The organism is Mycobacterium sp. URHB0044 (assembly GCF_000620625.1).
Classification (GTDB): Bacteria; Actinomycetota; Actinomycetes; order Mycobacteriales; family Mycobacteriaceae; genus Mycobacterium.
Genome location: NZ_JIAW01000003.1, coordinates 459,406 through 481,366, shown reverse-complemented (window position 1 = coordinate 481,366; position 21,961 = coordinate 459,406). Strand labels below are relative to the sequence as shown.

The 21,961-nt window shown below is 63.1% G+C and carries 17 protein-coding genes; 15 read left to right on the top strand and 2 right to left on the bottom strand.

Annotation, left to right across the window (positions count from 1 at the left end):
• The first annotated feature begins 45 nt into the window (after window positions 1-45).
• The 14 genes from glmS (at window position 46) to N536_RS0109020 (ending at window position 17,950) form a co-directional block, all read left to right on the top strand.
• Window positions 46-1,830, top strand: a complete 1,785-nt coding sequence (gene glmS / locus N536_RS0109085) for a glutamine--fructose-6-phosphate transaminase (isomerizing) (protein WP_029113331.1) — start codon at window positions 46-48, stop codon at window positions 1,828-1,830.
• Between the two features lie 30 nt (window positions 1,831-1,860).
• Window positions 1,861-2,820: an NAD-dependent epimerase/dehydratase family protein gene (locus N536_RS0109080; protein ID WP_369798401.1), complete on the top strand. Its 960-nt coding sequence runs from the start codon at window positions 1,861-1,863 to the stop codon at window positions 2,818-2,820.
• A 24-nt stretch (window positions 2,821-2,844) separates the two neighbouring features.
• Entirely contained in the window at window positions 2,845-4,803 is a 1,959-nt protein-coding gene (locus N536_RS37830; RefSeq protein ID WP_081809110.1) for a nucleoside-diphosphate sugar epimerase/dehydratase, read from the top strand.
• Window positions 4,800-5,963 carry an aminotransferase class I/II-fold pyridoxal phosphate-dependent enzyme gene (locus tag N536_RS0109070; protein WP_029113329.1) on the top strand — a complete coding sequence of 388 codons (1,164 nt, stop codon included), beginning with the start codon at window positions 4,800-4,802 and terminating at the stop codon, window positions 5,961-5,963. The genes N536_RS37830 and N536_RS0109070 overlap by 4 nt, the downstream gene beginning before the upstream one ends.
• The gene (locus tag N536_RS37825) at window positions 5,953-6,621 is read left to right on the top strand and encodes a sugar transferase (protein ID WP_081809109.1); all 669 of its coding nucleotides are present in this window, start codon (window positions 5,953-5,955) and stop codon (window positions 6,619-6,621) included. The genes N536_RS0109070 and N536_RS37825 overlap by 11 nt, the downstream gene beginning before the upstream one ends.
• A complete protein-coding gene (locus N536_RS41365; RefSeq protein ID WP_369798400.1) occupies window positions 6,618-7,409 on the top strand; it encodes a sugar transferase in 792 nt (263 codons plus the stop codon). Before N536_RS37825 ends, N536_RS41365 begins: the two co-directional genes overlap by 4 nt.
• Window positions 7,406-8,338, top strand: a complete 933-nt coding sequence (locus N536_RS0109055; RefSeq protein WP_051574337.1) for a phytanoyl-CoA dioxygenase family protein — start codon at window positions 7,406-7,408, stop codon at window positions 8,336-8,338. Before N536_RS41365 ends, N536_RS0109055 begins: the two co-directional genes overlap by 4 nt.
• 109 nt (window positions 8,339-8,447) lie before the next feature.
• Window positions 8,448-9,956: a polysaccharide biosynthesis tyrosine autokinase gene (locus N536_RS0109050; protein WP_081809107.1), complete on the top strand. Its 1,509-nt coding sequence runs from the start codon at window positions 8,448-8,450 to the stop codon at window positions 9,954-9,956.
• A 40-nt stretch (window positions 9,957-9,996) separates the two neighbouring features.
• Window positions 9,997-11,133: a glycosyltransferase family 4 protein gene (locus N536_RS0109045; RefSeq protein ID WP_029113325.1), complete on the top strand. Its 1,137-nt coding sequence runs from the start codon at window positions 9,997-9,999 to the stop codon at window positions 11,131-11,133.
• A 61-nt stretch (window positions 11,134-11,194) separates the two neighbouring features.
• Complete coding sequence (locus tag N536_RS0109040; RefSeq protein ID WP_155948503.1) at window positions 11,195-12,481, top strand: oligosaccharide flippase family protein; 1,287 nt, start codon at window positions 11,195-11,197, stop codon at window positions 12,479-12,481.
• Window positions 12,482-12,816: 335 nt separating this feature from the next.
• Window positions 12,817-13,917, top strand: coding sequence for a hypothetical protein (locus tag N536_RS42560; RefSeq protein ID WP_197040089.1), 1,101 nt, complete (start codon window positions 12,817-12,819; stop codon window positions 13,915-13,917).
• A complete protein-coding gene (locus tag N536_RS0109030; RefSeq protein ID WP_197040088.1) occupies window positions 13,914-14,948 on the top strand; it encodes a glycosyltransferase family 4 protein in 1,035 nt (344 codons plus the stop codon). Before N536_RS42560 ends, N536_RS0109030 begins: the two co-directional genes overlap by 4 nt.
• Before the next feature lie 7 nt (window positions 14,949-14,955).
• A complete protein-coding gene (locus tag N536_RS37820) occupies window positions 14,956-15,825 on the top strand; it encodes a glycosyltransferase family 2 protein (RefSeq protein WP_051574336.1) in 870 nt (289 codons plus the stop codon).
• Between the two features lie 217 nt (window positions 15,826-16,042).
• Complete coding sequence (locus N536_RS0109020) at window positions 16,043-17,950, top strand: hypothetical protein (protein ID WP_029113321.1); 1,908 nt, start codon at window positions 16,043-16,045, stop codon at window positions 17,948-17,950.
• Window positions 17,951-17,976: 26 nt separating this feature from the next.
• On the opposite strand, the gene N536_RS37815 is transcribed toward N536_RS0109020, so the two are convergent.
• Together N536_RS37815 and N536_RS0109005 are read right to left on the bottom strand one after the other, a co-directional pair.
• A complete protein-coding gene (locus tag N536_RS37815) occupies window positions 17,977-19,053 on the bottom strand; it encodes a GNAT family N-acetyltransferase (RefSeq protein ID WP_051574335.1) in 1,077 nt (358 codons plus the stop codon).
• A gap of 250 nt (window positions 19,054-19,303) precedes the next feature.
• Window positions 19,304-19,846 (bottom strand): VanZ family protein, encoded by a 543-nt coding sequence (locus N536_RS0109005; protein WP_197040087.1) that lies wholly within the window; start codon window positions 19,844-19,846, stop codon window positions 19,304-19,306.
• A 275-nt stretch (window positions 19,847-20,121) separates the two neighbouring features.
• On the opposite strand from N536_RS0109005, the gene N536_RS40670 reads away from it, so the two are divergent.
• Complete coding sequence (locus tag N536_RS40670) at window positions 20,122-21,954, top strand: NeuD/PglB/VioB family sugar acetyltransferase (protein ID WP_051574334.1); 1,833 nt, start codon at window positions 20,122-20,124, stop codon at window positions 21,952-21,954.
• The last annotated feature ends 7 nt before the right edge of the window (window positions 21,955-21,961 follow it).

Here is a 21,961-nt window from a genome sequence, read left to right as displayed (position 1 = left end):
TGAGATCGACATCCCGGCCGGCATGCGCAATTTGTGGGTCGGCTGATGTGCGGCATCATCGCGTGCCGCACCAGCGCGCCTGCAATCGACTATCTCCTGGTCGCACTTCGGAAGCTCGAGTATCGCGGTTACGATTCGGCGGGGGTTGCGGTACAGACATCAGCCGGTGACGTCGCACGATTGCGAACCGTGGGCCGAGTCGCTGCGCTTGATCGCGCCGTCGAGAGCTGGACCGGACCTGAATTCGCCCACGTGGGAATCGGCCACACTCGTTGGGCGACACACGGAACGGTGACCGAAAACAATGCCCATCCGCATTCCGACTGCGAGGGCCGAATCAGCCTGGTCCACAACGGGATAATTGAAAATGCCGACGTCCTCCGTCAAACGCTGGCGACATCGGGACATCACTTCTCCTCAGCGGTGGACAGTGAAGTGCTGTGTCATCTCATCGAAGACCAGCTGGAGTGCTCCGTCGATCTGCTGGTCGCCGTGCAGGCGGCGCTCACTGCAGTAGAGGGCTCTTGGGCACTGGCGGTGCTGGAGGAGCGGACAGGCCGCATCGTGGTCGCCTCGCAGCATTCTCCGCTTCTCATCGCACGGACTGGACATGGGGATTTCGCGACGAGCGACATTGCAGCGGTGGCCGACTGGGCGGATGAGTTTCGGGTTCTCGAAGACGGCGACGTCGTGGAGTTGACAGACGCTGACTGCTGGCGAAACGGGGGGAGCGAAGAACGGAAGCCGTTGATGGCCCGAAGTGTCTGGAACGGCGAGGATTCCGAGCTGGGCGGATACGCCGACTACATGGCCAAAGAGATCGACGAGACCCCGATCGCCGCGCGCCGATTGATCGACGAACTGATTGGCGGAGTTGCCGACGGGGCGCTGTGGGCCGACTTCGGCCTGGACTCATTCGATCGGTTGGAGTTGATCGGCTGTGGCACTTCACTCAACGCCGGTCGGGTGATAGCCAATGTGGCCCGCCGGTTGGGCGCCATCCCGGTCAACTGCACAGTCGCAAGCGAAGCTGCCGACGAAATCACCGAACCCCGTACCCTGTGCCTACCGATAAGCCAGTCAGGGGAGACCGCAGACGTACTGCGCGCCCTCGCAGGTCGCAATGGCGGCACTCCCGTTCTGGCCATCACCAACAGTGCACACTCCACCTTGGCGCGCGGCGCGGATGAGTACCTCTGCTGCTCTGCCGGCCCTGAGATCGGCGTAGCAGCCACCAAAACCTTCGTATGCCAGGTCATTGCCGGTGCGGCACTGATGATTTCAGCGCTCGTCCATATGGGAAAACTCCCGACCGAACATGCTGCGCTGCTGGTCGATGAGCTGCATCGACTCCCGGATCAACTTGCCGAAGCCGCAACGGTGGCGAAGTGCCTGGTGCCCCCGATCGCGGAAGACTTGAGCGAGGCAGGCGGCTTCCTCTTCATATCGAGGGGAAACGGATTGCCATACGCGGCCGAAGGTGCACTCAAGCTCAAAGAACTGACCTACCGCTGGGCCGAGAGCTACCCCGCAGGAGAGTTGAAACACGGGCCACTTGCGCTTGTCGGCAACGGAACTCCGGTTGTGATCGTCGACAACGGCGACCCCAAACTGGCGGCCAACGTTTCGGAGGTACTGGCTCGGGGTGGCCGAACCATCAGCATCGGTCCCGCGGGTAGCACGATTCCAGCACCGGGTGATCCCTTCGCGCCTTGGGGCCCGCTCGGGAGCGTGATCCCGATGCAGGTCTTGGCCCGAACACTTGGGTTGACCCTCGGATGGGATGTCGACAAACCCCGCAACCTCGCCAAGTCTGTGACGGTGGAGTAGCCACATGAACTCGCAGATTTCATGAGAGTCATGGTGACCGGCGCGGCCGGATTCATCGGGTCGAACCTGATCGACCGTCTGCTCGCGGACGGACACCAGGTCATCGGCGTCGACAACCTCAGCACCGGCACGATGGCCAATCTCGAGCCCGCGTTCAGCGTGAACATGCCCGGCAAGCAGCGATTCATCTTCTTGGAGAACGATATTCAGGCACCGGATCTGGCCGGACTTGTGGCAGGCTGCCACCCGGACGTGATCTTCCACCTTGCGGCTCAGGTGAATCCACAGACGGCGATGGACGATCCGCAGTTTGACGCCCGCTGCAATGTGCTCGGAACAATCAACCTGTGTGAGGCCAGCCGACAATCCGGTGTCCGGAGGGTCGTTTACGCCGGGTCCAGCGCTTCGACCCGTGGGGTCCTGGACGACGCCGCGCTGACGTATCCCGCATCTCCTGGTGCGGCAGCCAAGCTGGCTGGCGAAATGTACTTGCACGCCTACGGCGAAATGTACGGATTGGCACCGATCTGCCTCGCGTTGTCCAACGTCTATGGCCCCCGCCAGAGTTCATACGGCCCCGCGGGCGCGGTGGTGCACCTCGGTGGCGGCGAGATCGCCGGTCAGCCGTGGACGAGATGCTGGAATGACGCCGCAAAGCAGGACTTCATCTATGTCGATGACGTGGTCGATGCCTTCGTGCGGGCCGGCGGCGCTGCTATTGAAACGACCGGGACATACAACATCGGCACCGGACGGCATACGAGCTTCGCCGAGCTGGCTGATCTGATGTCAACGATCCGCAATGGGGGACCGGCGCCCTCCTGGTATCCCGGTATCGCCGAGTTGCGTCCTGGCGCAGCGTATGTAACCAGAGCCCAGAGCGATCTCGGTTGGACGCCGACCTTCGACCTCGCTGCGGGTCTCGATCGCACAATCCGCTGGCTGAGCGCCACTCTCGCGCTCGACCTGCCCTACCTGATCGGTGCTTGACGTGGGCAATCGGGGGTTCGCGCGATGACCGGAACAACTGGCCAATCCGAAAGCGATACGACTTCGGTGCCGGCGGCACTCTTGAGGCGCTACGGACCCAGGGGCGGTGCGACGAAGAACGTGCCGGTATCGCCGTGGTGGGTGCCCGACACTGCGATCTGGTTCATCGCCGTTTGGGTGGCAACCTGGGCGCGCTTCGATTTCGACTTCGAGTTCGTGAAGGTCAGCCCGATGACCATCGTCGCGCTGAGTGCCGTGCTGGCGAATGTCGTCGTGGGTGGCGCATTGGGAATCTATCGACACCGTTACATCGTCGCGAGTTTCGAAGAGAGCGTGGCGTTGGCGGCGGTCGCGACGATCTCGTCCACGCTTCTGCTGCTGAGCTTGAGTTTGTTGACGCCCTTCCTCGTGCCGCGGTCGGTGCCACTGCTGTCGGGAACATTCGCGCTGGGCGGCATGCTGGCTGTTCGATGGATCGGCCGCACATTGGTTCGCCGGCATCGTAAAGATGACACCCGCCGCCGCAAGGTGGTGGTCCTGGGTGCGGGTTCTTATGGCCAAAATCTGGTGCGCCAGATGCAGCTCGATGAGCGAATGCCGTTTGAGCCGGTCGCCTTGCTTGATGACGACCCGGGTAAGCGCCGCTTGCACGTCGCTGGAGTGCAGGTACGCGGGACACGACGTGATCTCGCTTCTGTCATCACACGTTTCGGCGCGGATGCGGTGGTCATCGCGATCTCGGATCCGGATCCTGAGCTCGTCAGGGGCGTGTCCACGGAAGCTGCGCTGCTGGGTATCGGTGCTTTGATTGTTCCGCCTGTGTCGCAATTGGTGCGTAGTGCGCGACCCGACGGCGACGTGCGGGATCTCAACCTCCACGACCTCCTCGGACGGTCACCGGCACACCTGGGCGAGGAAGCGATAGCGGCCGAGATCGCCGGTCGTCGTGTTCTGGTCACCGGCGCCGGCGGATCCATCGGCTCGGAAATGTGCCGCCAGATCCATCGGCTCAACCCTGCGGCGCTCGTCATGCTTGACCGTGACGAATCAGCGCTGCATGCTGCGCAACTGTCGATTCATGGCCGTGCGATGCTCGACAACGACGAGACGGTTCTTGCCGATATCCGTGACCTGCGCGCGATGCGACGGATCTTCGATGTGTGCCGGCCTGAAGTGGTGATACACGCGGCGGCTCTCAAACATTTACCGCTGCTGGAGAAGTACCCTCTTGAGGCCTGGATGACCAACGTCGTCGGTAGTTGGAATGTCCTACGTGCGGCGCAGGAGTCGCGGGTGGAGACTTTCGTCAACATCTCCACGGACAAGGCGGCCAATCCGACCAGCGTTCTTGGCTACAGCAAAAGAGTTACCGAGCGCCTCACGGCGTCTGCCGCAACTTGTATGGACGACCGTTTCCTCAGCGTCCGCTTCGGGAATGTTCTCGGATCGCGTGGCTCGGTTCTGGAGGCGTTCGCACGGCAGATCGAAGAAGGTGGCCCGGTGACGGTCACGCATCCTGACGTCACCCGGTTCTTCATGACCATTCCAGAGGCATGTCAGCTGGTGCTCCAGGCAGCCGCAATAGGCAGCGGCAGCGAAGCTTTGGTGCTCGACATGGGCGCGCCGGTGAGGATCGATGATGTTGCGCGGTCACTGATCTACCGAGCGCAGCGCAATGATGTCGAGATCGTTTACACCGGCCTGCGCGCTGGAGAGAAGCTGCACGAGGAGCTCTTCGGGTGTTCCGAAGTCAGCGACTACCGTCCGTCACATCCGCTGGTTTCGCATGTCCATGTGCCCCCGCTGGCGTTGCTCGACGGCGAGACGAGCCTGGATCGGTTCGCCGACCATGATTCCGCACTGCGTTGGATGGCATCCGAGGCTGCGGCGATGCCTGCGTCCGTCATCGAACTGACACAACGCCTGATGCCTGAGCGCGGACTTACGGGCGCGACGAACCAAGCACGGGGGTATGCAGTATGAACAGCCGCATCTACCTCTCAGCTCCCGATGTTGGTGAGCGAGAGGAAGAGTTGTGTGTCGCCGCACTGCGATCCGGCTGGGTCGCTCCGCTTGGACCGATGGTCGACGCATTCGAAGAAGCCCTGGCCGACCGATGCTCTCGGCGCTACGCGGTCGCGCTGAGCTCCGGCACCGCAGCACTGCATCTTGCGTTGCTGGAGCTGGGAGTCGGGCCGCACGATGTGGTGGTCGTCCCTACGATGACGTTCGCCGCGACTGCCAACGCTGTCGTATACACCGGGGCCACACCGGTTTTTGTGGATTGCGATCCGCATTTCGGCAACTTGGATCCTGAACTACTGGGTCTGGCACTCCGGTCGCTCAGACGCGACGGCAAGCGAGTTGCTGCGGTGATCGCGGTCGATCTCCTTGGACACTGTGCGGACTACCCGCAGATCGAGAGCATTTGCCAAAGCGCGGGGGTTCCCCTGTTGGCAGATGCCGCAGAGGCGCTGGGAGCCAGCCGCGAAGGTCGTCCCGCCGGCTCGTTCGGCGTCGCCGCCATCCTGAGCTTCAACGGCAACAAGGTGATTTCCACCAGTGGCGGCGGGGCGTTGCTCACGGACGACGCACGACTGGCCGAACGGGTGCGGTATCTCAGCACACAGGCGCGGCAGCCGGCTACACACTACGAACACAACGAGATCGGCTACAACTACCGATTGAGCAATGTGCTCGCTGCCCTTGGTCTCGCGCAGTTGGAGCGACTGGACGAGATGCTCGCACGCCGTAGGCGATTGCGAGAGGGCTACCGTCAGCTCTTCGCCGACGTCGAGGGCGTGAAGATTTTCCAAGAGGAAGGTGACGTCGAGGACAACTGCTGGCTGACGGCGATTCTCGTCGATTCGGTTGCAGCGGAGTGGAAGCCGGCCGAACTCTCGGCCATGCTGACTGCTGCAGACATCGAGAGCCGTCCGCTCTGGAAGCCCATGCACCAACAGCCTGTTTTCGCCGGGTCCCGTGCGTTCCTGCGCGGACACGCCGACCGGCTGTTCGCGACAGGCCTTGCCTTGCCGAGCGGATCCGTACTTTGTTCGGCTCAGGTCGATCGGCTACACACGCTCATTCGGGCGTTCCTCACCGCTCGTCCCGACCGCGGAGCCTCGAATCATGTCTCGTGACTGCGCTCGGCCCTCACAACTGAAGCGGGCTCTCGACCTGTTGACGGCGTCTGCGCTTCTTGTCCTGCTGGCCCCACTCTTCGCGATCATTGCGTTGCTGATTTGGTGCACGTCAGGTCCTCCCGTTCTCTTCCGTCAGCGACGGCCGGGATGGCACGGGGAAATTTTCACGATGTACAAGTTTCGAACAATGCGCCCACTTCTGCCTGGTGAGGACCCCTGGTCGGGCGCCGACGACGATGTGCGGTTGACCCGTGCCGGACGGATCCTGCAAAGGGCCGGCCTTGATGAATTGCCGCAACTCGTGAATGTGGTCGGCGGGCGAATGAGCATGGTTGGGCCCCGCCCGCTTCTGGTGGAATACATCGACAAGTACTCGCCACATCACGCTCGGCGCCACGATGTCCGCCCGGGAATCACCGGTTTGGCCCAGGTGAACGGTCGTAAGTCTGTGGCATATTCGGAGAAGCTGGACCTCGATGTGCGCTATGTCGACGACTGGTCGTTCGGGCTGGATATGCGCATCTTGTTCAAGACTCTCATCGAACCATTCCGGCGCCCGGACTATCGGGGAGCTGCCGAATTCGACGATCTTGGACTCACTCTCAGATCTACGGTTTCGCCGACCCCCGTCGAGAAAAGGGGATCTGGTAAATGAATCGCGCGCGAGCCGCTCGTATTCCAATCGAAAACCCAGAGATAGGACCGCCGATGAGTGGGTGCGACCGCCGATTTCAAAGAATGGTCAAGGGAATCACAGACAGATGTCTCGCGTTCGGTTTGATCGTTCTTCTGTCTCCCCTCATGATTGCCATTGCCATCGCCGCTTATTTCAGCATGGGGAGGCCCGTTCTCTTCGCTCAGCCGCGTCCCGGTAAAGATTCGAAGATCTTCACCTTTTACAAATATCGGACGATGGTTCCTGATCGGGGTGAATCATTGCTCGACGATCCAAACTACACGGGTAGTGCGCCGCCTGACTCGCAACGGATAACACCCTTCGGGCAGTTCCTCCGCAAGACCAGTCTGGATGAGCTTCCTCAGCTCTGGAACGTACTCAAGGGTGATATGAGCTTGGTCGGACCACGCCCACTGCGAGCCTTTTACCTCTGCCGATACAGCCCAGAACAAGCGCGCCGCCACGAGGTCAAGCCGGGTGTCACCGGATGGGTCCAGGTCAATGGTCGCAATTCGCTCACCTGGGATCGAAAGTTCGAACTCGATGTCTGGTACGTCGACCACTGGAGTCTTTGGCTTGATCTGAAGATTCTTTTCTTGACCGTCTTCAGAGTTTTGCAAGGGGCAGGGATCCGCAAGGAAGGCGCTTATACGGAGGTCGTTTTCCAAGGTTCACTTGGTAAAGAACCAGAATCACGGCGAGAACCAGAAGTTCCACAGTTTGTGACGAACTGCCGGAGCTTGAATCAGAAAGATCGGCCATCATGACGCTCGACGAGATCGGCTCGGTGGCCACTTCACTTCCCCGGCCCGTGACGCCGTCATTCGAACTCACGGCTGAGCAAGAGGCTTTTCTGCCTGATGATGACGACATAGCGTTCTATGAAGCGAACGGGTACTACATCACGAAAGAAGAGGTTATTCCGGAGGCCCTGTTGAATTCAGCTTACGCTGGAATCCAGGAGTTCTGGGATGGGAAAGTCGATGCGGTCCTGCCTTACGACACCGGGTACGTGAACTGGAAGAAATCGGACGGTGCGGGGCAGCGGATCAACGAGTTCATTTCTTTGCAAAAGAGAGAGCTACTGGAACTCGCCACCTATTCGCTTCTCGGTGCGATTGCCGCAAAGCTCATGAACGGTAGGTCTGTTCGATTGCTCGACGATCAACTTTTCTACAAGCCGTCCGGCTCAAGCGACGCTCCTGGCATCGGCACCGGGTGGCATGCCGATCACGCGTATTGGGGTACATGCAGTTCAGATGACCTGACCACGGCTTGGGTGCCATTCCACGATGTGCCGCAGAACCGCAGCCCGCTCGCCGTGATGCGGGGTAGCCATCGCTGGAAGGGTATGGAGCACACCCGCTATTTCAACAAGCAGAACTTTTCCGAAGTAGAGGAAAGCCTTCGCGCCGAGGGCCACGACGTCGACGTGGTTCCGATGATCTTGAAGCGCGGGCAGTGCAGCTTTCACCATGGCTGGACTGTGCACGGCAGTTACCCGAATACCTCTGGCGCGCCTCGTCTTTCGTACGCAGCACATTATCAGGATGGCGGAAACCGCTACCGCGCGTTGCTCGACCCTCATGGACGCAACGTGGAGATGTTCGACGAAAAGCTCTGCCGCAGATTGCCGAACGGTGACCCGGACTTCAGTGATCCGGCTGTTTTTCCGACGGTTTGGTCTCGACCATGACTGTCAAATGTCAAGCCTTCCAAACTGTCCTAGAAAAATAGGCTGGCCGTCCAGCCCGAGATCACGACTATTTCGGGTTGGTTGCCACAAACTGACTTAGGAGCCCCTCTTGTCCCTTCGCGAATACCTGCAACTCATGCGCTACGGGAAATGGTGGATCGCCGCCGGTCTACTTTTCGGAATGCTCGGCGGTCTCGCGTTCGCCCTGACCAGCGTTCCGACCTACGTCGCGACCACGACGCTGTACTTCGCAGCTATCGAGGGTGGCGGCGAGCCTGGGCAGGCATACCAGGGCGCTCTGCTCGCCGAGCAGAAGGCCCGCGCCTATACCCAGCTGATCGTCAGCGACCGGGTACTGAACGAGGTCAGAAACGACACGACCGGCGCCTGCCGGGACGGTTGCGGCCCAGTTCCGGCCAACTCGATCACCGTTGAGGCCAGCGCGGGAAACCCGACAGTGATCGTGAAGGTCACCGATTCATCTGCCAAACGCGCCGCGATGGTCGCAGACAGCCTCGCCGAGAAGACTTCCAATCTCGTGGCAGATCTGGAGCGCCCTCGTGACCCGACACTCTCCACGGTGACGACGCTGCGGGTGCTCGCCCCCGCTGACATTCCGACAACGCCGACGTCTCCCAACCTCGAAGTCGACGTGCTGGTGGGGGCCGTGATCGGTGGATTCCTCGGGCTGTCGGTGGCTCTCATCAGGCGCAATCTTGATAGATCGGTACGCACGAAGGATGCATTGGAAGAGCTCACCGACCTGAACGTGCTCGGGTCAGTCCCCTATGACAAGCAGTCTCGGCGGACCCCGAGTCTCTTGCCGGATCGTCCGCACGGGCAGGTCGCTGAGGCTGTGCGGCAGCTACGGGTGAACCTTCGGTCTGCCGGGATCGGTGACAACTGCACCAGCCTGCTCGTGACGAGTGCAGTAGCTGGGGAGGGCAAGACATCCCTGGCATGTAACCTCGCCGCCGCGTTTGCCATGGAGGGCGACAAAGTCCTGGTGGTCGACGCGAACCTGCGCAGGCCCAGCATTGGCAATTTTCTCGGAATCACGAAGACAATTGGCCTCAGCACGGTCCTTCTCGGCCAATGCCAGCCGTCCGATGCAATTGGGTCGTGGAGGGATGGGTTGTTTGATGTCCTCACGAGCGGGCCGTCTCCCGAGAACCCGAGCGAGCTGCTCGGCTCGGACCGTGCCTCGGCGATGCTCGCCGAGTTCGAGAGTCACTACGACATCGTCCTGATCGACTCACCTGCGTTGCCACAGGTAGCAGACGGAATCGTGCTCGCTCGTGCTTGCGATGCGACCCTGCTCGTGGTGCGGTACGGCCGGACACCTGCTGCGGAGGTCACGGAAGCCCTCGAGGCCCTGCGCGCGGTCTCTGCACGCGTGCTCGGCTGCGTATTCTCCATGGAGCCGCGGCCGAAACGAACCCGCCGCTCTCGTGCTTCGGCCGCAGAGTCCTTTACCCGTCGGCCGAAACCGAGCCAGGTGCCGGAATCCGTCGACCCGCAGATCGACAAGGACCTTCCAGAACTGGACGCGGTGCCCGAAAACCTCAATCACAGCGGCGATTCGACTGTCTTCAACTCGAGCGAGGCCCGACTGTGAACCACTGCCATCCGCCCCCGGGACACGGTTCGGCGAGCACATGACCCGAATCGTCCACATCGGACCATCCACGTTGCCTGTCGGGTATTCCTTTGGCGGCGCGGTCGAGCGGCGGATGGTCGAGCTGGCGGCAGCGCAGCTGCAGCGCGGCGACGATGTTCTGGTCGTGTCCCTCGCCCCGGAGGGCGACGAACCCCGCTCGACGGGGGCGGCGCGTTCGGTCCCGATGCTCGACGTCGCCTGCCGAACGCGGCGCCCGGTGCGCGACATCGAGTTGCTGCTGCGTGCCCGATCCGGTATCAGGAAGTTCGCCCCGGACGTCATCCACGTCCACAACAGCTCCACGGCGGCGGTATGCCTCGCCGGGCTCCCCGCTCCGAAGGTCCTCACATTCGACTTCTTCCGTTACCGGGGCAGCGAATTCCCGATTGTGAAGGCGGCACACCGTCGCACACTGAGATCGTTCGACCTGCTCATGCCGGTCTCGGATTTCTGTGCCCGCGAGGCCGCCGAGTACTGGTCCTTTCGGCTCGACGACCTCCGCGTCCTTCCCAACGGTGTCAACGTCGAGCAGTTCAGTCCCGACGAGTCGCGGCGGGTGGCTGCGCGACTGCGCTACGAATTGAATGGCCAGCTGGTGATCGGATACGTGGGCCGCGTGTGCGAACAGAAGGGATCCGACACACTCGCCGAGGCTTTCCGGAGGGTGAAGGAGGCGCATCCCGACACCGCTCTACTGGTCGCCGGTCCTACTGACTTCTTCGGTCAGACCCGGTCTACGGCATTGACGGATCACATCAAGGAGCTGGGCGGGCGCTGGCTCGGTGCCGTGCCCGAGGACGAGGTCGCCGACGTCTTTCGCTCTCTCGATATCTGCGCGATGCCGACCCGCGAGGACGAGATGTTCGGCATGGCCGCTGCAGAGGCGCTGTCGTCGGGAACTCCGGTGGTCTGCTCCAACCTCGGTGGCCTGCCGGAGGTGGTCCCGTCTTCTGCAGGCGTCCTGGTGCAGCCCGGCAACGCGGAGGCCCTGGCCGTAGAACTGATCGCGCTGTGTGACGACCGCCCCGCATTGGCACGGTTGGCCGCGGCGGCACCGGGGGAGGCGCGAAAGTTCACCTGGCCCGCCATCGCCGAGCGGGCCGAGGAGCTGTATCGCGAAGTGTTGGACCGATGACCGGGGCGAAGTGGTCTGTGTGATTGGTTCCTGGACGGTGTTGACCCGACCGCTCAGCGACATGACGCTGCGCACCGCGCTGCGGGGTAGCAGCTGGGCTCTGGGCGGGACGTTCATCGGTCGTATTGCGAACGTCGGCGCGCTGCTCCTGGCTGCCAGGCATCTCGGCAGCGAGCAGTTTGGTGGTGTATCGCTTGCGCTGTCGACCACGCTCGTCATCACGTCGGTGAGTGTTCTCGGGCTGCCGGTAGCCGCGCAGAAATTGGTTGCCGAAGCCCGCGAGGTCGACATCGCCCGTCGGGACCGGTTGATCGATCTGACTCTCTGGGTCACCGCATCCGTTGGTCTACTCGCGATGATCGGCGCCGTGCTGAGCAGCGCGTGGATCGCAGACTCGATCCTGGAACAGCCGCGTGTCGCCCCGCTGATGGCCGTCGCGTCGATTCTCATACTCACCACCCCGATGGTCGAGGTCCTGGCCGGCCTGTTGGCCGCGCTGGAGAGGTTCGAGATGGTCGGACTCTTCCGCGCCGTTCACGGATTTCTGTGTGGGGTGTTGTTGGCCGTTGTTCTTCTCAGCGCATCCGGCGCAGAGGCGGTGCTCTGGGCACTGGCCGCGGCGGACGTACTGGGGTGCCTCCTGGGGTTTCAGCTCGTCATGTCTGCCCGCGGGCCCCGTTCAGCCCTCCGTTACGGGCGCGCCCAACTGCTGATCGAAGCCAAATCGCTGTTGCGCGTGTCATTTCCGGCGTTGATCGCGAGTGTGTCGGTCCAGCCTGCACTTTGGCTGGGGCAGGTACTGCTGAGCAGGCAGTCAGATGGTCTCGCGTATGTTGGCACGTTCGCCGTCGCCATGCGATGGCACGCCATCGCGCTGTTTGTCCCCGCGACGATGGGTTCGGTTCTACTGCCCATGCTCGGCCGGCTGCGGGCGACGGGCCGCAGCACGGACGCACGGACGTTGTTCGTTCAGTACGGTGCGATGACGCTGGCCTTTTCGACGCTGACGTGCCTCGGCTTCGTCGCATTCGCGCCCGAACTCATGGGTCTGCAGGGCCCGGATTTCACGCTCGCGTCCGGAGTGCTCGTCGTACTTGCCATTGCGACCGTTCCGGCCGCGTTGAACAACGTACTGAGTAACCGCGCTCTTGCCGAAGGGCGTCTGGCACTGTGGGTTTGGAGTGATTTTGCACTCGCTATCACGCTTGTCGTTAGCGCGGTCGTCCTGGTGCCTGTGCTCCAGGGCGTCGGACTGGCCTCGGCCTATCTCGCTGCTTACATTGCGACTTGCCTTGTGCTGCTGCCGATTGCGCTGGCGGCCCGCCCACCCGCGAGAGGACTGACATGATGGCGGTGAGGACCGTGGAAGTCCGTCGATACCCGGCGATCTCACCACCCGCCGCAGCGGTCTGCGTGGCGGCGATTGTCTGGGCCATCGCCATGCAGCGGGGAGGCTATGCGAGCAGATATCCGGCTGTGCCGATATCGTTCGCGACATTCCTGGCCATCCAGCTGCTAGTGCCACGAGTCAGGTGGAACCGTGACCGCGTTCTCGGACCCGGCAACGTTGCCGCGATGCTCTTCTTTCTCCAACTCGTGGTCATCCCAACGGCTCTCGTAGTATCCGGGCCCTTTCTGGGCACGCTTCGCTTCTATCCCGCCAACCAGTTCGTCAACACGGCGGTGCTGCTGCAGGCGTTGGCATATGTGTGCTTCGCGGGCGGATACATTGCGTACCCGAAGCCTGCGCGACCACGGCCGCTTCTCCTGGAACCGGTTCGTACAACTGGAATTGCCATGTGCTTCATCGCGCTCGGGGTGGTGGGACTGGGGCTAGCGTTTCCATCCGTCGGCGCGCTCGTCGACTACTTCAGCGGGCACGGCGACATCTTCGAAGAGCAGGGCCCGGCCACCCTGGCGGCGGCGGCAGGACAATTCCTGCGCCCGTTCCTGGCGTACGGCGTCATTATTCTGTGGGCCGCGCGGATCGCTCGCCGACGGCCGGGGGCCCGCCTCCAGCCTGTCGAGATCGGCCTCATCGTCATCGCCATCGGTGCATCGGCGACGTACAACTACAACCGCGGATCCGTGGTTGTTCCCCTGCTGGCCCTCGTTACGGCCTACAGCTGCTTCGGTCGGCGACAGTCGCCGACTCGCATCGTGGCGCTACTGGCGCTGTTGGCTGCCGTCGGCTTCCTGTTCGGGGAGTACCGAGACGTCTATTCGGGCACACGCGGGGGCGAGATCAACCCGGCGGCCGCCGGAATGGACCAGCCGGGTGCCTCATTCGCAGACAATGTGCAGGGTTACGGCAATGGCCCACAATTCTGGGCGGTGGTGATCCAGGAAGTGGATCAGACGGGACTGCGCTACGGCGATTCCATCGTCAGTTCCGCAATGTTTCCCGTACCGGTGCTCGGAAAGTCCTTCCGGGCGACCAGTGGACCCACGCTGTACAACGAATTGGTTTACGGCGAGCCCGATATCAGGGACCAGAATCTTCCGTTGGGTGCGGAACTGTATTGGAATTTCGGCGTCCCTGGAATTGTGATCGGATATCTACTGCTCGGCTTCGCAATACGCAGACTCGACGATCGTGTCGAGGTGGCGCCAGACGCGCTGGCGTCATTCACCTGGTCGTATTGCGGCATTTGGGTGGCGTTGCTCATCATTCACTCGATTTCGGTCCTCGCGCAGATGGTTGTGTATTTCTTCTGGCCGATGATCGCAATGGTCGCTGTCGCATATTTGACAGGTTCCCGCACGAAGGAGATTCAGAAGTGAGAGTCCTGATTGTTGGTGGCGTCTTCGGGCGTGACGAGGAGTATCGACGCAGTATCAATCCGACCCCGGAGATGACGCTCGAAAAGGGTCTCCGTGGGCGGGGGATCGAAGTCGTGGTGGCACCACACAGCTGGAACCATTCGCTGACGGGCATCGACATCGTGCACGTCCACCACTTGGCCAAAAGCGTGCCGGGGCTTGCCGCCCGCCGTGCGGTTCGACCCACGCCGATTGTCTTCACCAGGCACAACGAGGAAAGGACTCTGCCGGCAAAGCGGGCTGTGGCGCTCCGGTTGATCAATCGGGCCGCCGATGCCTGCGTGGCGTTGTCGTATCAAGAGGCGGATCGCCTGCGCTCCGAGGTGCGGGGCCGCGTCGTGATGATCCGCAACGGAATCGACGCGCCGACGGATCCGCCGCCGCCCGTCCTGCCGCGGCAGGACGGCCCGTGGCGGCTGCTGTTCGCAGGTCAATTGATTCAGCGAAAGGGTCTTGACGTGCTGTTCCGTGCGATGGCGACCATCCGATCGCAAACCCCCGTCACTCTCCGGATGGTTTATCACAACTCCGCGGAGCTGGAGAACCTGCAAGACCTGGCCCGGCAGCTGTCGATCGACGACATCGTGACGTTCGTCGGCAAGCGGGACACCACCGGCATGCTCGCGGAATACCGCCTCGCCGACGCTCTGGTTCTTCCGAGCCTCGCCGAGGCGGAGTCACTGCCGAGTGTGATCACCGAGTCTCTGCTTGCACACAAGCCCGTAATCGCGAGCGCTGATGCAGGAATTCCGGAGCAGGTTCAAAACGCCGGCGTGCTGGCTCCGCCGGGAGATGACGTTGCGCTCGCGTCCGCGATCGTGAAGCTGACTTCGGACTACCCGGGCTTCGTGAGCAGGGCGCAATCCCGTGCGCGCGAAGTCAGACAGGAATATGCAGTCGAGACGATGGTCGACCGACATCTGGAGCTGTACGAGTCGCTTCTGCAGGGCGACAGGGCAGTGACGCGACTAGCCCGTGGAACGGGGGGATGACTGCGCCATGGAACCCGCCGTCAGCATCATCATGCCGGTCCGAAACGTGCAGGCCACCCTCGGTCCAGCTGTCCGCTCGATCGTGGCGCAGACATGGAAGGCGTGGGAGCTCGTCATCCTTGACGACGGATCCACCGACGGCACGGTGGACCAGCTTCGAGCGTGGGCCGATCTCGACGATCGGATTCGTCCCTTCGTCGATGGCCGCTCGCTTGGGATCTCAGCTCGCCTCAACGAGGGCGTGCTGCACAGTCGCGCGTCGATCATTGCGCGGATGGACGGCGACGACATCTGCTATCCGCACCGGCTGGAGACCCAGCTTGCCTTTCTGCGGGAGAACTCAGAGGTCGACGTCGTGGGAGCGGGAGCCATGGTGTTCACATCTGATGGCACCCCTCGCGGTCCACGTTCTTGTCCCGGCGGCCATGAGGAGCTCACCGCCAATCCCATGCGCAACGGCATCCCCCTGGCACACCCCACCTGGATGGGACGGCGATCGTGGTTCCAGCGGTTTCCCTACGATCCGTGCGCCCGCGGCTGCGAGGACTGGGAGATTCTCCTGCGCGGGCACACGTCAAGCCGCTACGCATCGCTTCCCGACGTATTGCTCGGCTACCGGGAGGATCAGATCAAGCTGCGCAGAAGCGTAGAGGCGCGGTTGCACCAGGTGGTCTTGCTGATGCGCTATGGAGCTCGGCATCGCCGGATAATGTCGAGCCTGGTCGGGTCGGGCGGCCAGCTCGCGAAGGGGGTTCGTGACACCGTGGCCGTCATCGCGCGAAGACAGGACCTCGTGCTCGTCCGACGCAACCGGGTTCCGTCGCCCTCCGAAATCTCCACCTGGAACACGATGTGGGCGGAACTGACCGGTCCATGACATCAAATTCGACTGGTCATTTCTGGATTCGGTGACACACGGCATGCAGGTGCCCCGTCATGCCCTGCAGACCCCCCGAGCTCGGGCCGGTAGGGCGACTCGGCGACTCGCGCTCGGCCTCGTCGTCGTACTTGTCACATACCTGGTGGTCCCGCTCCCCGTCCCGGCTCCGTTGTCGCCGGCTGGCCGGTCCACCGCGCAGCTGGGATCACCATCCATGACCCGCCCCTTCGCCTTTCTCACCGAGGTGTACGGCGAGAGTGGGCCACTGCTCGACCAGCGACTCCACGACACCTTGGCCAATGGGGCCAGCCTGCACCCACCCGTCGAGGCAGATGAACGGCGCTTCGTGGACGGAACCGGTCGCCCTTTTGCGTACTTCGCGATTCCCACCGAAGCGAACGTGTCGGCCTGCTATCCGGCTTCGTCCGACCCTGACGTTGCGCGGACGCTCGGCGAGCTCGGGGTCACGGCACAGTCGTGGGCGTGGCGCCTCGGAATGCCAGAGTTCGATCAAGGCGGAGGATGTTGGGCCAAGAACCGCCCGAGTCTCGCTGGCCTCACCGATGAGCAGGCGTACGCAACCTGGTCTCGTTTTTACCTCGACGCGAAGGCGCTTCGGCCTTACCTGGAACAGTCCGCCCAACAACGCGGATACAAGTGGATGTCGGTGTGCGTCTACGCCTTCTGCCCCCAGTACGCGTACGACCTCGGATCCGACGCCGTGCTCCTTGAGCGAAACCTCGACGAAGTCAGCGGGATGAGCCCGGGTCTCGCAATGGTCCGGGGCGCGGCTCGACAACACCTGGGCCGTGAGTGGGGGATCGACATCTCGACCTACCGCTTCTGGAACGGCGGTCCGACGACATTCGATGACAGCGGCAAGCTGGTCACCGGCTGGTCACCGTCGATGTTCGAGCGAAGCATGTACGCGGCGTACATGGCTGGCGCCGACGTGATTCTGAACGAGGCCGCCAACTACGGCTTCGGCGCCGGAAACACCGGCCGCAACCCGCTCGGTGCGGTGGTGGCCGATTTCGCCGACTTCAGCTTGCGACGCCATCCCAACAGGGGTGTCCCGGAGGTGTCGATGGCCATCTTGCAGAACCACTTCTCTGGATATGAGCCGCCGTACGGCGAGTTCGACCAGGAGCCACTCAAGTGGTACCGACAGAACTCCTACACGGCAGGTGACCGCATGTTTGGCGGTCTCCTGGACGTCGCTTACCCCGGACACCAGACATGGGGAACGATCGTGGCGAACGCGGACTGGCGGGTGACCGACACCGACGGGACGCTGGATACCCGTGCCACCCAGGCTGCCTACCGCCGTGCTCTGGCCGCACCGAACGCCGACCCGCGGGCGTGGGAACCGATGGGAAGCACGCGGTGGGGCGAGTCGCTCGATGTGATCACCGATCAAGCACGACTCGACACGCTGCTCCTCTACCGGGTCGTGGTTCTGGCCAATAGCGGACCGTTGTCGGCGGACCTGCTCTCGGATCTCAAGGAGTTCGTCCGGCGGGGCGGCACGGTCGTCGTCAACGCGGATCAGCTGAGGCTTGGCGTCGATTCGCTGACCAATGTCGACATCTCTGCAGAGCACCGGCCGGCGAACTCGGTCACGTGGTCGGACGGCTCGGTCATCACGGAGAACCAGTTCAACTACGTCCTCGTCAAACCGGGGTTGGAGACCGAGATCGTTGCCACCACGACCGATGGTCATCCGGCCATCGTCCGCCACAAACTCGGGCACGGATCGGTATATCTGACTACGGCAGACGGCCTGCTCGATGCCGAGGGACAAGGTGTGCTCAAGTCGGGCCAGCGACTGCTCGACCAACTCCATGCCGCTGCCGCGACGGTGAGCGTGGACGGGCCGCCGCTGCAGTATCTGGTGAACAAGGTCGGCACAGGCACTGTCGTGACCTTGATCAATACCGATGTCGGCGGCTCCACGTGGCGCGGCCGGTTGCGCTTTCGGACCGATGCCGCGACCGCGTCCGTCCAGGAGTGGACGACGGACATGCCAGTTGCCACCTCGCTTGCTGCAGGTCAGGTGGTTGTCGACGCATCCGTGCCGCCGTTCGGCGTCCGGGTGTACGGGATGCAGCCGCAGAGTTGATGACACCGCGAGGCGACGGCAGACGATCAGTCGCTTGGCTCAGGCGTTGCGCGGTAGGCGGGGAAGAAGCCCGTGCCGAGCAACTCCGCACTGGATGAACCGAGACGACGTGCCCGAGCCGAGATCAAACCGTCGTACAGGTCCTGGTTCGCCACCAGCCGCAACGTCCGATAGGGATGCCGACTGTGTGAGAAGCCAGCTTTGAAAGTGAACAACGAGTCATCGATCGTCCCGCCGACCCCTCCACCGAGATGGACGATCGAGTTCTCCCGTTCCCTGGCCCACTGCGCGATGGAGTGGATCATCAGGTGCGACGGGGACGGTTTTCGGAACTCGGTTCGGGGTCCGCCGAGGTGCATCTGGACGATGCCGTGGCTCTCGAAACAAAGATATGCGCCTGCCACCACATCGCCGGCGTAGGCGACGGCGACGAAGGCTTCGTTCAGTGCGGCCAGCCGGCCGAGGGACTCGTCGCTGAAGTGGTAGGTCTCGTCCGCGCCGAGGCGCTGCAAGGTTTCGGCATACACCGCCGCGAACTCGTTGATCTGGTCGCTGGCTGGAGATATCTCGACGCGGAACTCAGCTCGGTTGGCTCGATTGATGGCGTTTGCGTGCCCCTTGCTCATGGCGGCCCACGCCTGGTCGGCGGGCACCGTCAGATCGATCGACACCGTGAGGCCGTTCTCGGTGACCGGGTGTCGCCTCAGCTGGGGGCCCAGCGAAGCGTTCAACACCGGATGCAATCGGACGAACGCAGTGCACACGTCAACTCCGCGGAGCGCATCGAGGCACGCAGCGAGGCAGTCATCCGCAAAGTCATCGTCCGCGGCGCCGTCTTCGTCGAGCACGATGCCGGGATAGCCGTAGGGCGAGATCGCGTCCCTCGTCGATCCCTCGTCGCCTTCGACACTCCGGAGCAGCAGAGGGAGCAGGAACAGACGGCCACCGTCGTCGATCAGGCAGCCCACCGGCTCCGCCTGAATCCGAAGCGCCTCAGCAGTGACATAGCCGGGCGTGGCGTAGACATCGTGGCCCACTCGGGCCAGAGCGGACGTCCATCGCTCGTCGGTGGGGTCGATGAGGGTCACGGGCGGCGTCGGCATCAGGTCAGTGTGGGGACTGGGTCAACGGAAAGGCGTTCGTTCTTCGCCTCGGGCGTCAGATGGTCGATCGTCCGGAAGTCCTCGGTACGCACCGTCCTGCCTTCATCGTTAGACGTGGTCGATGTGTTGCGCCAATCTCACGTCGCCCCCCGACAGCAGGCCACGCCGCGCCCACGCTAGCAGGCCCAACCGCAGGTAGGAGGGAAACTCCTCGACGTCTCCGTCGCGTTGCCAGTAACACCCGCCCGAGTCACAGGAGGTCTGGCTGGCGACCGTCTGCGCCGGGTTCGCGTGGGGCTCCCCGAGCTCTGTCCCTCCTGCCCCGCACCGTTCTCACGACTGAGATCAACACCCCAAGCACGACTCCGATACCGAGTCCGAGGAGGTTGTCGACGACATCCTGGCTCTGGCATCCACGCCCGAGCATCGGTACCAGCGATTGGATGGCTTCGATGGCCGGCGATAGCACGACAGCAGCCGCAAACACCCGGGCCGTGGTGGGGGATCGACCGAGGAGCCCGATCGCAAGACCAAGGGGCACGAACAGAATGAGGTTCAGGCTGGTGTCGCCAAGGTGGACATACTCAGACAGAGGCGCGAGCCCGACGCGGCCGAAATCGCATCGACCCGCTGCCGGTGGTCGGCCACTGAAGCCACCTTCTTTCGGCGGGATCGTCGCCGCGAGCACGGCGCCGGCGCTCGTCACGAGGAGGAACGCCACCCAACTCTTCGTGCGCAGCCGCCGCGCCACACGGCCCGCGACGGCGAGTGCGATCACGGCGGCAATGGCCAACCCGGGAAGGAACCACGGAAGGACATCCGCAAGCGTCGTCAATGGCGTGCCAACGACGGGCCGATGACGCCCCTCGCAAGGATCCCAGGCATGGGGTCAGTTTGCCTCACCTGGACAGCGCCGCACTGCGAGCAATTTCTAGCGCGGCGGGTCAGGACGCGAGATGATCCTGACCGAGGGCTGTGACCTAGATGCCAGCCCGACGGCCGACTACGAGGGGTGGCGATGTCGGAGACCGGATCGCGGGCGTCCAAGCTCATGGTGACGTCGGTGATATGGACGGTCCTGGCCCCTTCGTCGGTTGTGCCAACGCGATCGAGAGCGGCGTGACCGCCAGTGCGACGCGGGAACGGATCGCGCGACTATTTCGCCACGGGCGTGGTGTGGATGCGCGGCCGCTGATCGTGTACGGCGCGGGCGGGCATGGCAAAGTCGTGGCCAACATCCTGATCGCATGCGGTGAGACGGTCACCGGCTTTGTCGATGACACCAAGTCCGAGAGCATGAAAGTACTCGGTCTGCCGGTGCTCGGCTCGTCGGATTGGCTCGACGTGAATCCGGATGCGCGCGTTGCGCTCGGCGTGGGAAACAGCATCGTGCGAGCACGCACAGCCGAGCTGTGTCTCGCCAAACAGGCGGAGCTGGTCACCGTGATCCATCCGAGTGCAGTGGTCGCGCCGTCTGCGATCGTGGAGGACGGCGCAGTGATCATGCCGCTCGCCGTGGTCAATCCTGACGGTGTCGTCGGGCGCGGTGCGATCGTCAACACGTCGGCGGTGATAGAGCACGACTGCGTGGTGGGGGCGTTTGCGCATATTTCGCCGCACGCGACGCTCGGCGGCAACTGTGCGGTTGGTCCTTTCGCTCAGCTCGGCATCGGCGCCACAATGCTGCCCGGCACGAAAATTGGCGAGTACTCGGTCGTCGGCGGCGGCGGACTCGTCGCCCATGACATTCCGCCGCACACAATTGCCGTCGGGATACCTGCGCGGCCCACACGATCGACCGACGCGCGCATCAACAACGGCAGGGAAACACGGGTCTCGGTGACGGCGCGGCTGCTGACTGCGGACGATCCCTGGTGGCCGCGGGTGCTCGCCGAAACGGAGCACGACATCTATCACCGCCCCGAATACGCCTGCGCCGACGCGGACACGGACGAGCAGCCACTGGCGGTATGGCTGGAGGTCGCGGGGTGCGGCCTGCTCGTGCCGCTGTTGCGCCGGCCTGTACCAGGCCGAGGGGACCTGTTCGACGCAATCAGCCCCTACGGATACTCGGGTGCGCTGTGGCGGCGGAACGAGCTCCCGGCGCCAGAGCAGCGCCGCGAGGTCGCCGGTGCGTTTCTGGAAGTACTCGCAGCTGAATCGATCGTGACCTTCTTGATGCGTCTGCATCCGCTGCTCAACGCGTCGACGCTTCCGCTCAACGAATTTGGTCTGCTGGTCGATCACGGTGAGACCGTTCCGATCGATCTCGACGGCGACCTGACCACGATCCGCGCGCGCATGCGCCAGACGCATCGCAACGAGATCGCCCAAGCGGTGCGCAAAGGCGTGATGGTCGAGCATGACCCCACCTGCAAGAACCTCGATGACTTCATCGCGCTCTACGACGCGACGATGCACCGCGTCGGTGCGCTCAGTGCATACAGGTTTGACCGCGCGTACTTCGAGAAGCTGCGCGAAGACCTGTCTGACAACTGTCACCTGTTTCTCGCACGCACGCGGGAGGGTGAGCTGGCTGCTGCTTCGATGTTCTTCGAGGAAAGTGGAATCGTGCAGTACCACCTCTCCGCGATGGACCAGGCGCATGCCTCGACACATGCGACAAAGTTGATGATCGCGGAGGCAATCGAGTGGGCGCATGCGCGCAGACATCGCTGGCTGCACCTTGGTGGTGGCGTCGGTGCGCGCGCCGACGGTGTGTTCAAGTTCAAGGCCGGGTTCTCGCCGCTGCGTTGGAAGTTCCGCACCCTGCGCGTCATCGCCAACGAAACGCAGTATCGAGAGCTCAGCGGTCTGACGAACGACGATCCGATCCCAGCCGCAACCGACTTCTTCCCGATCTACCGCCGCAGCGTTTCGATGAGCTTCCCAGAATGGTGAGCGTCTG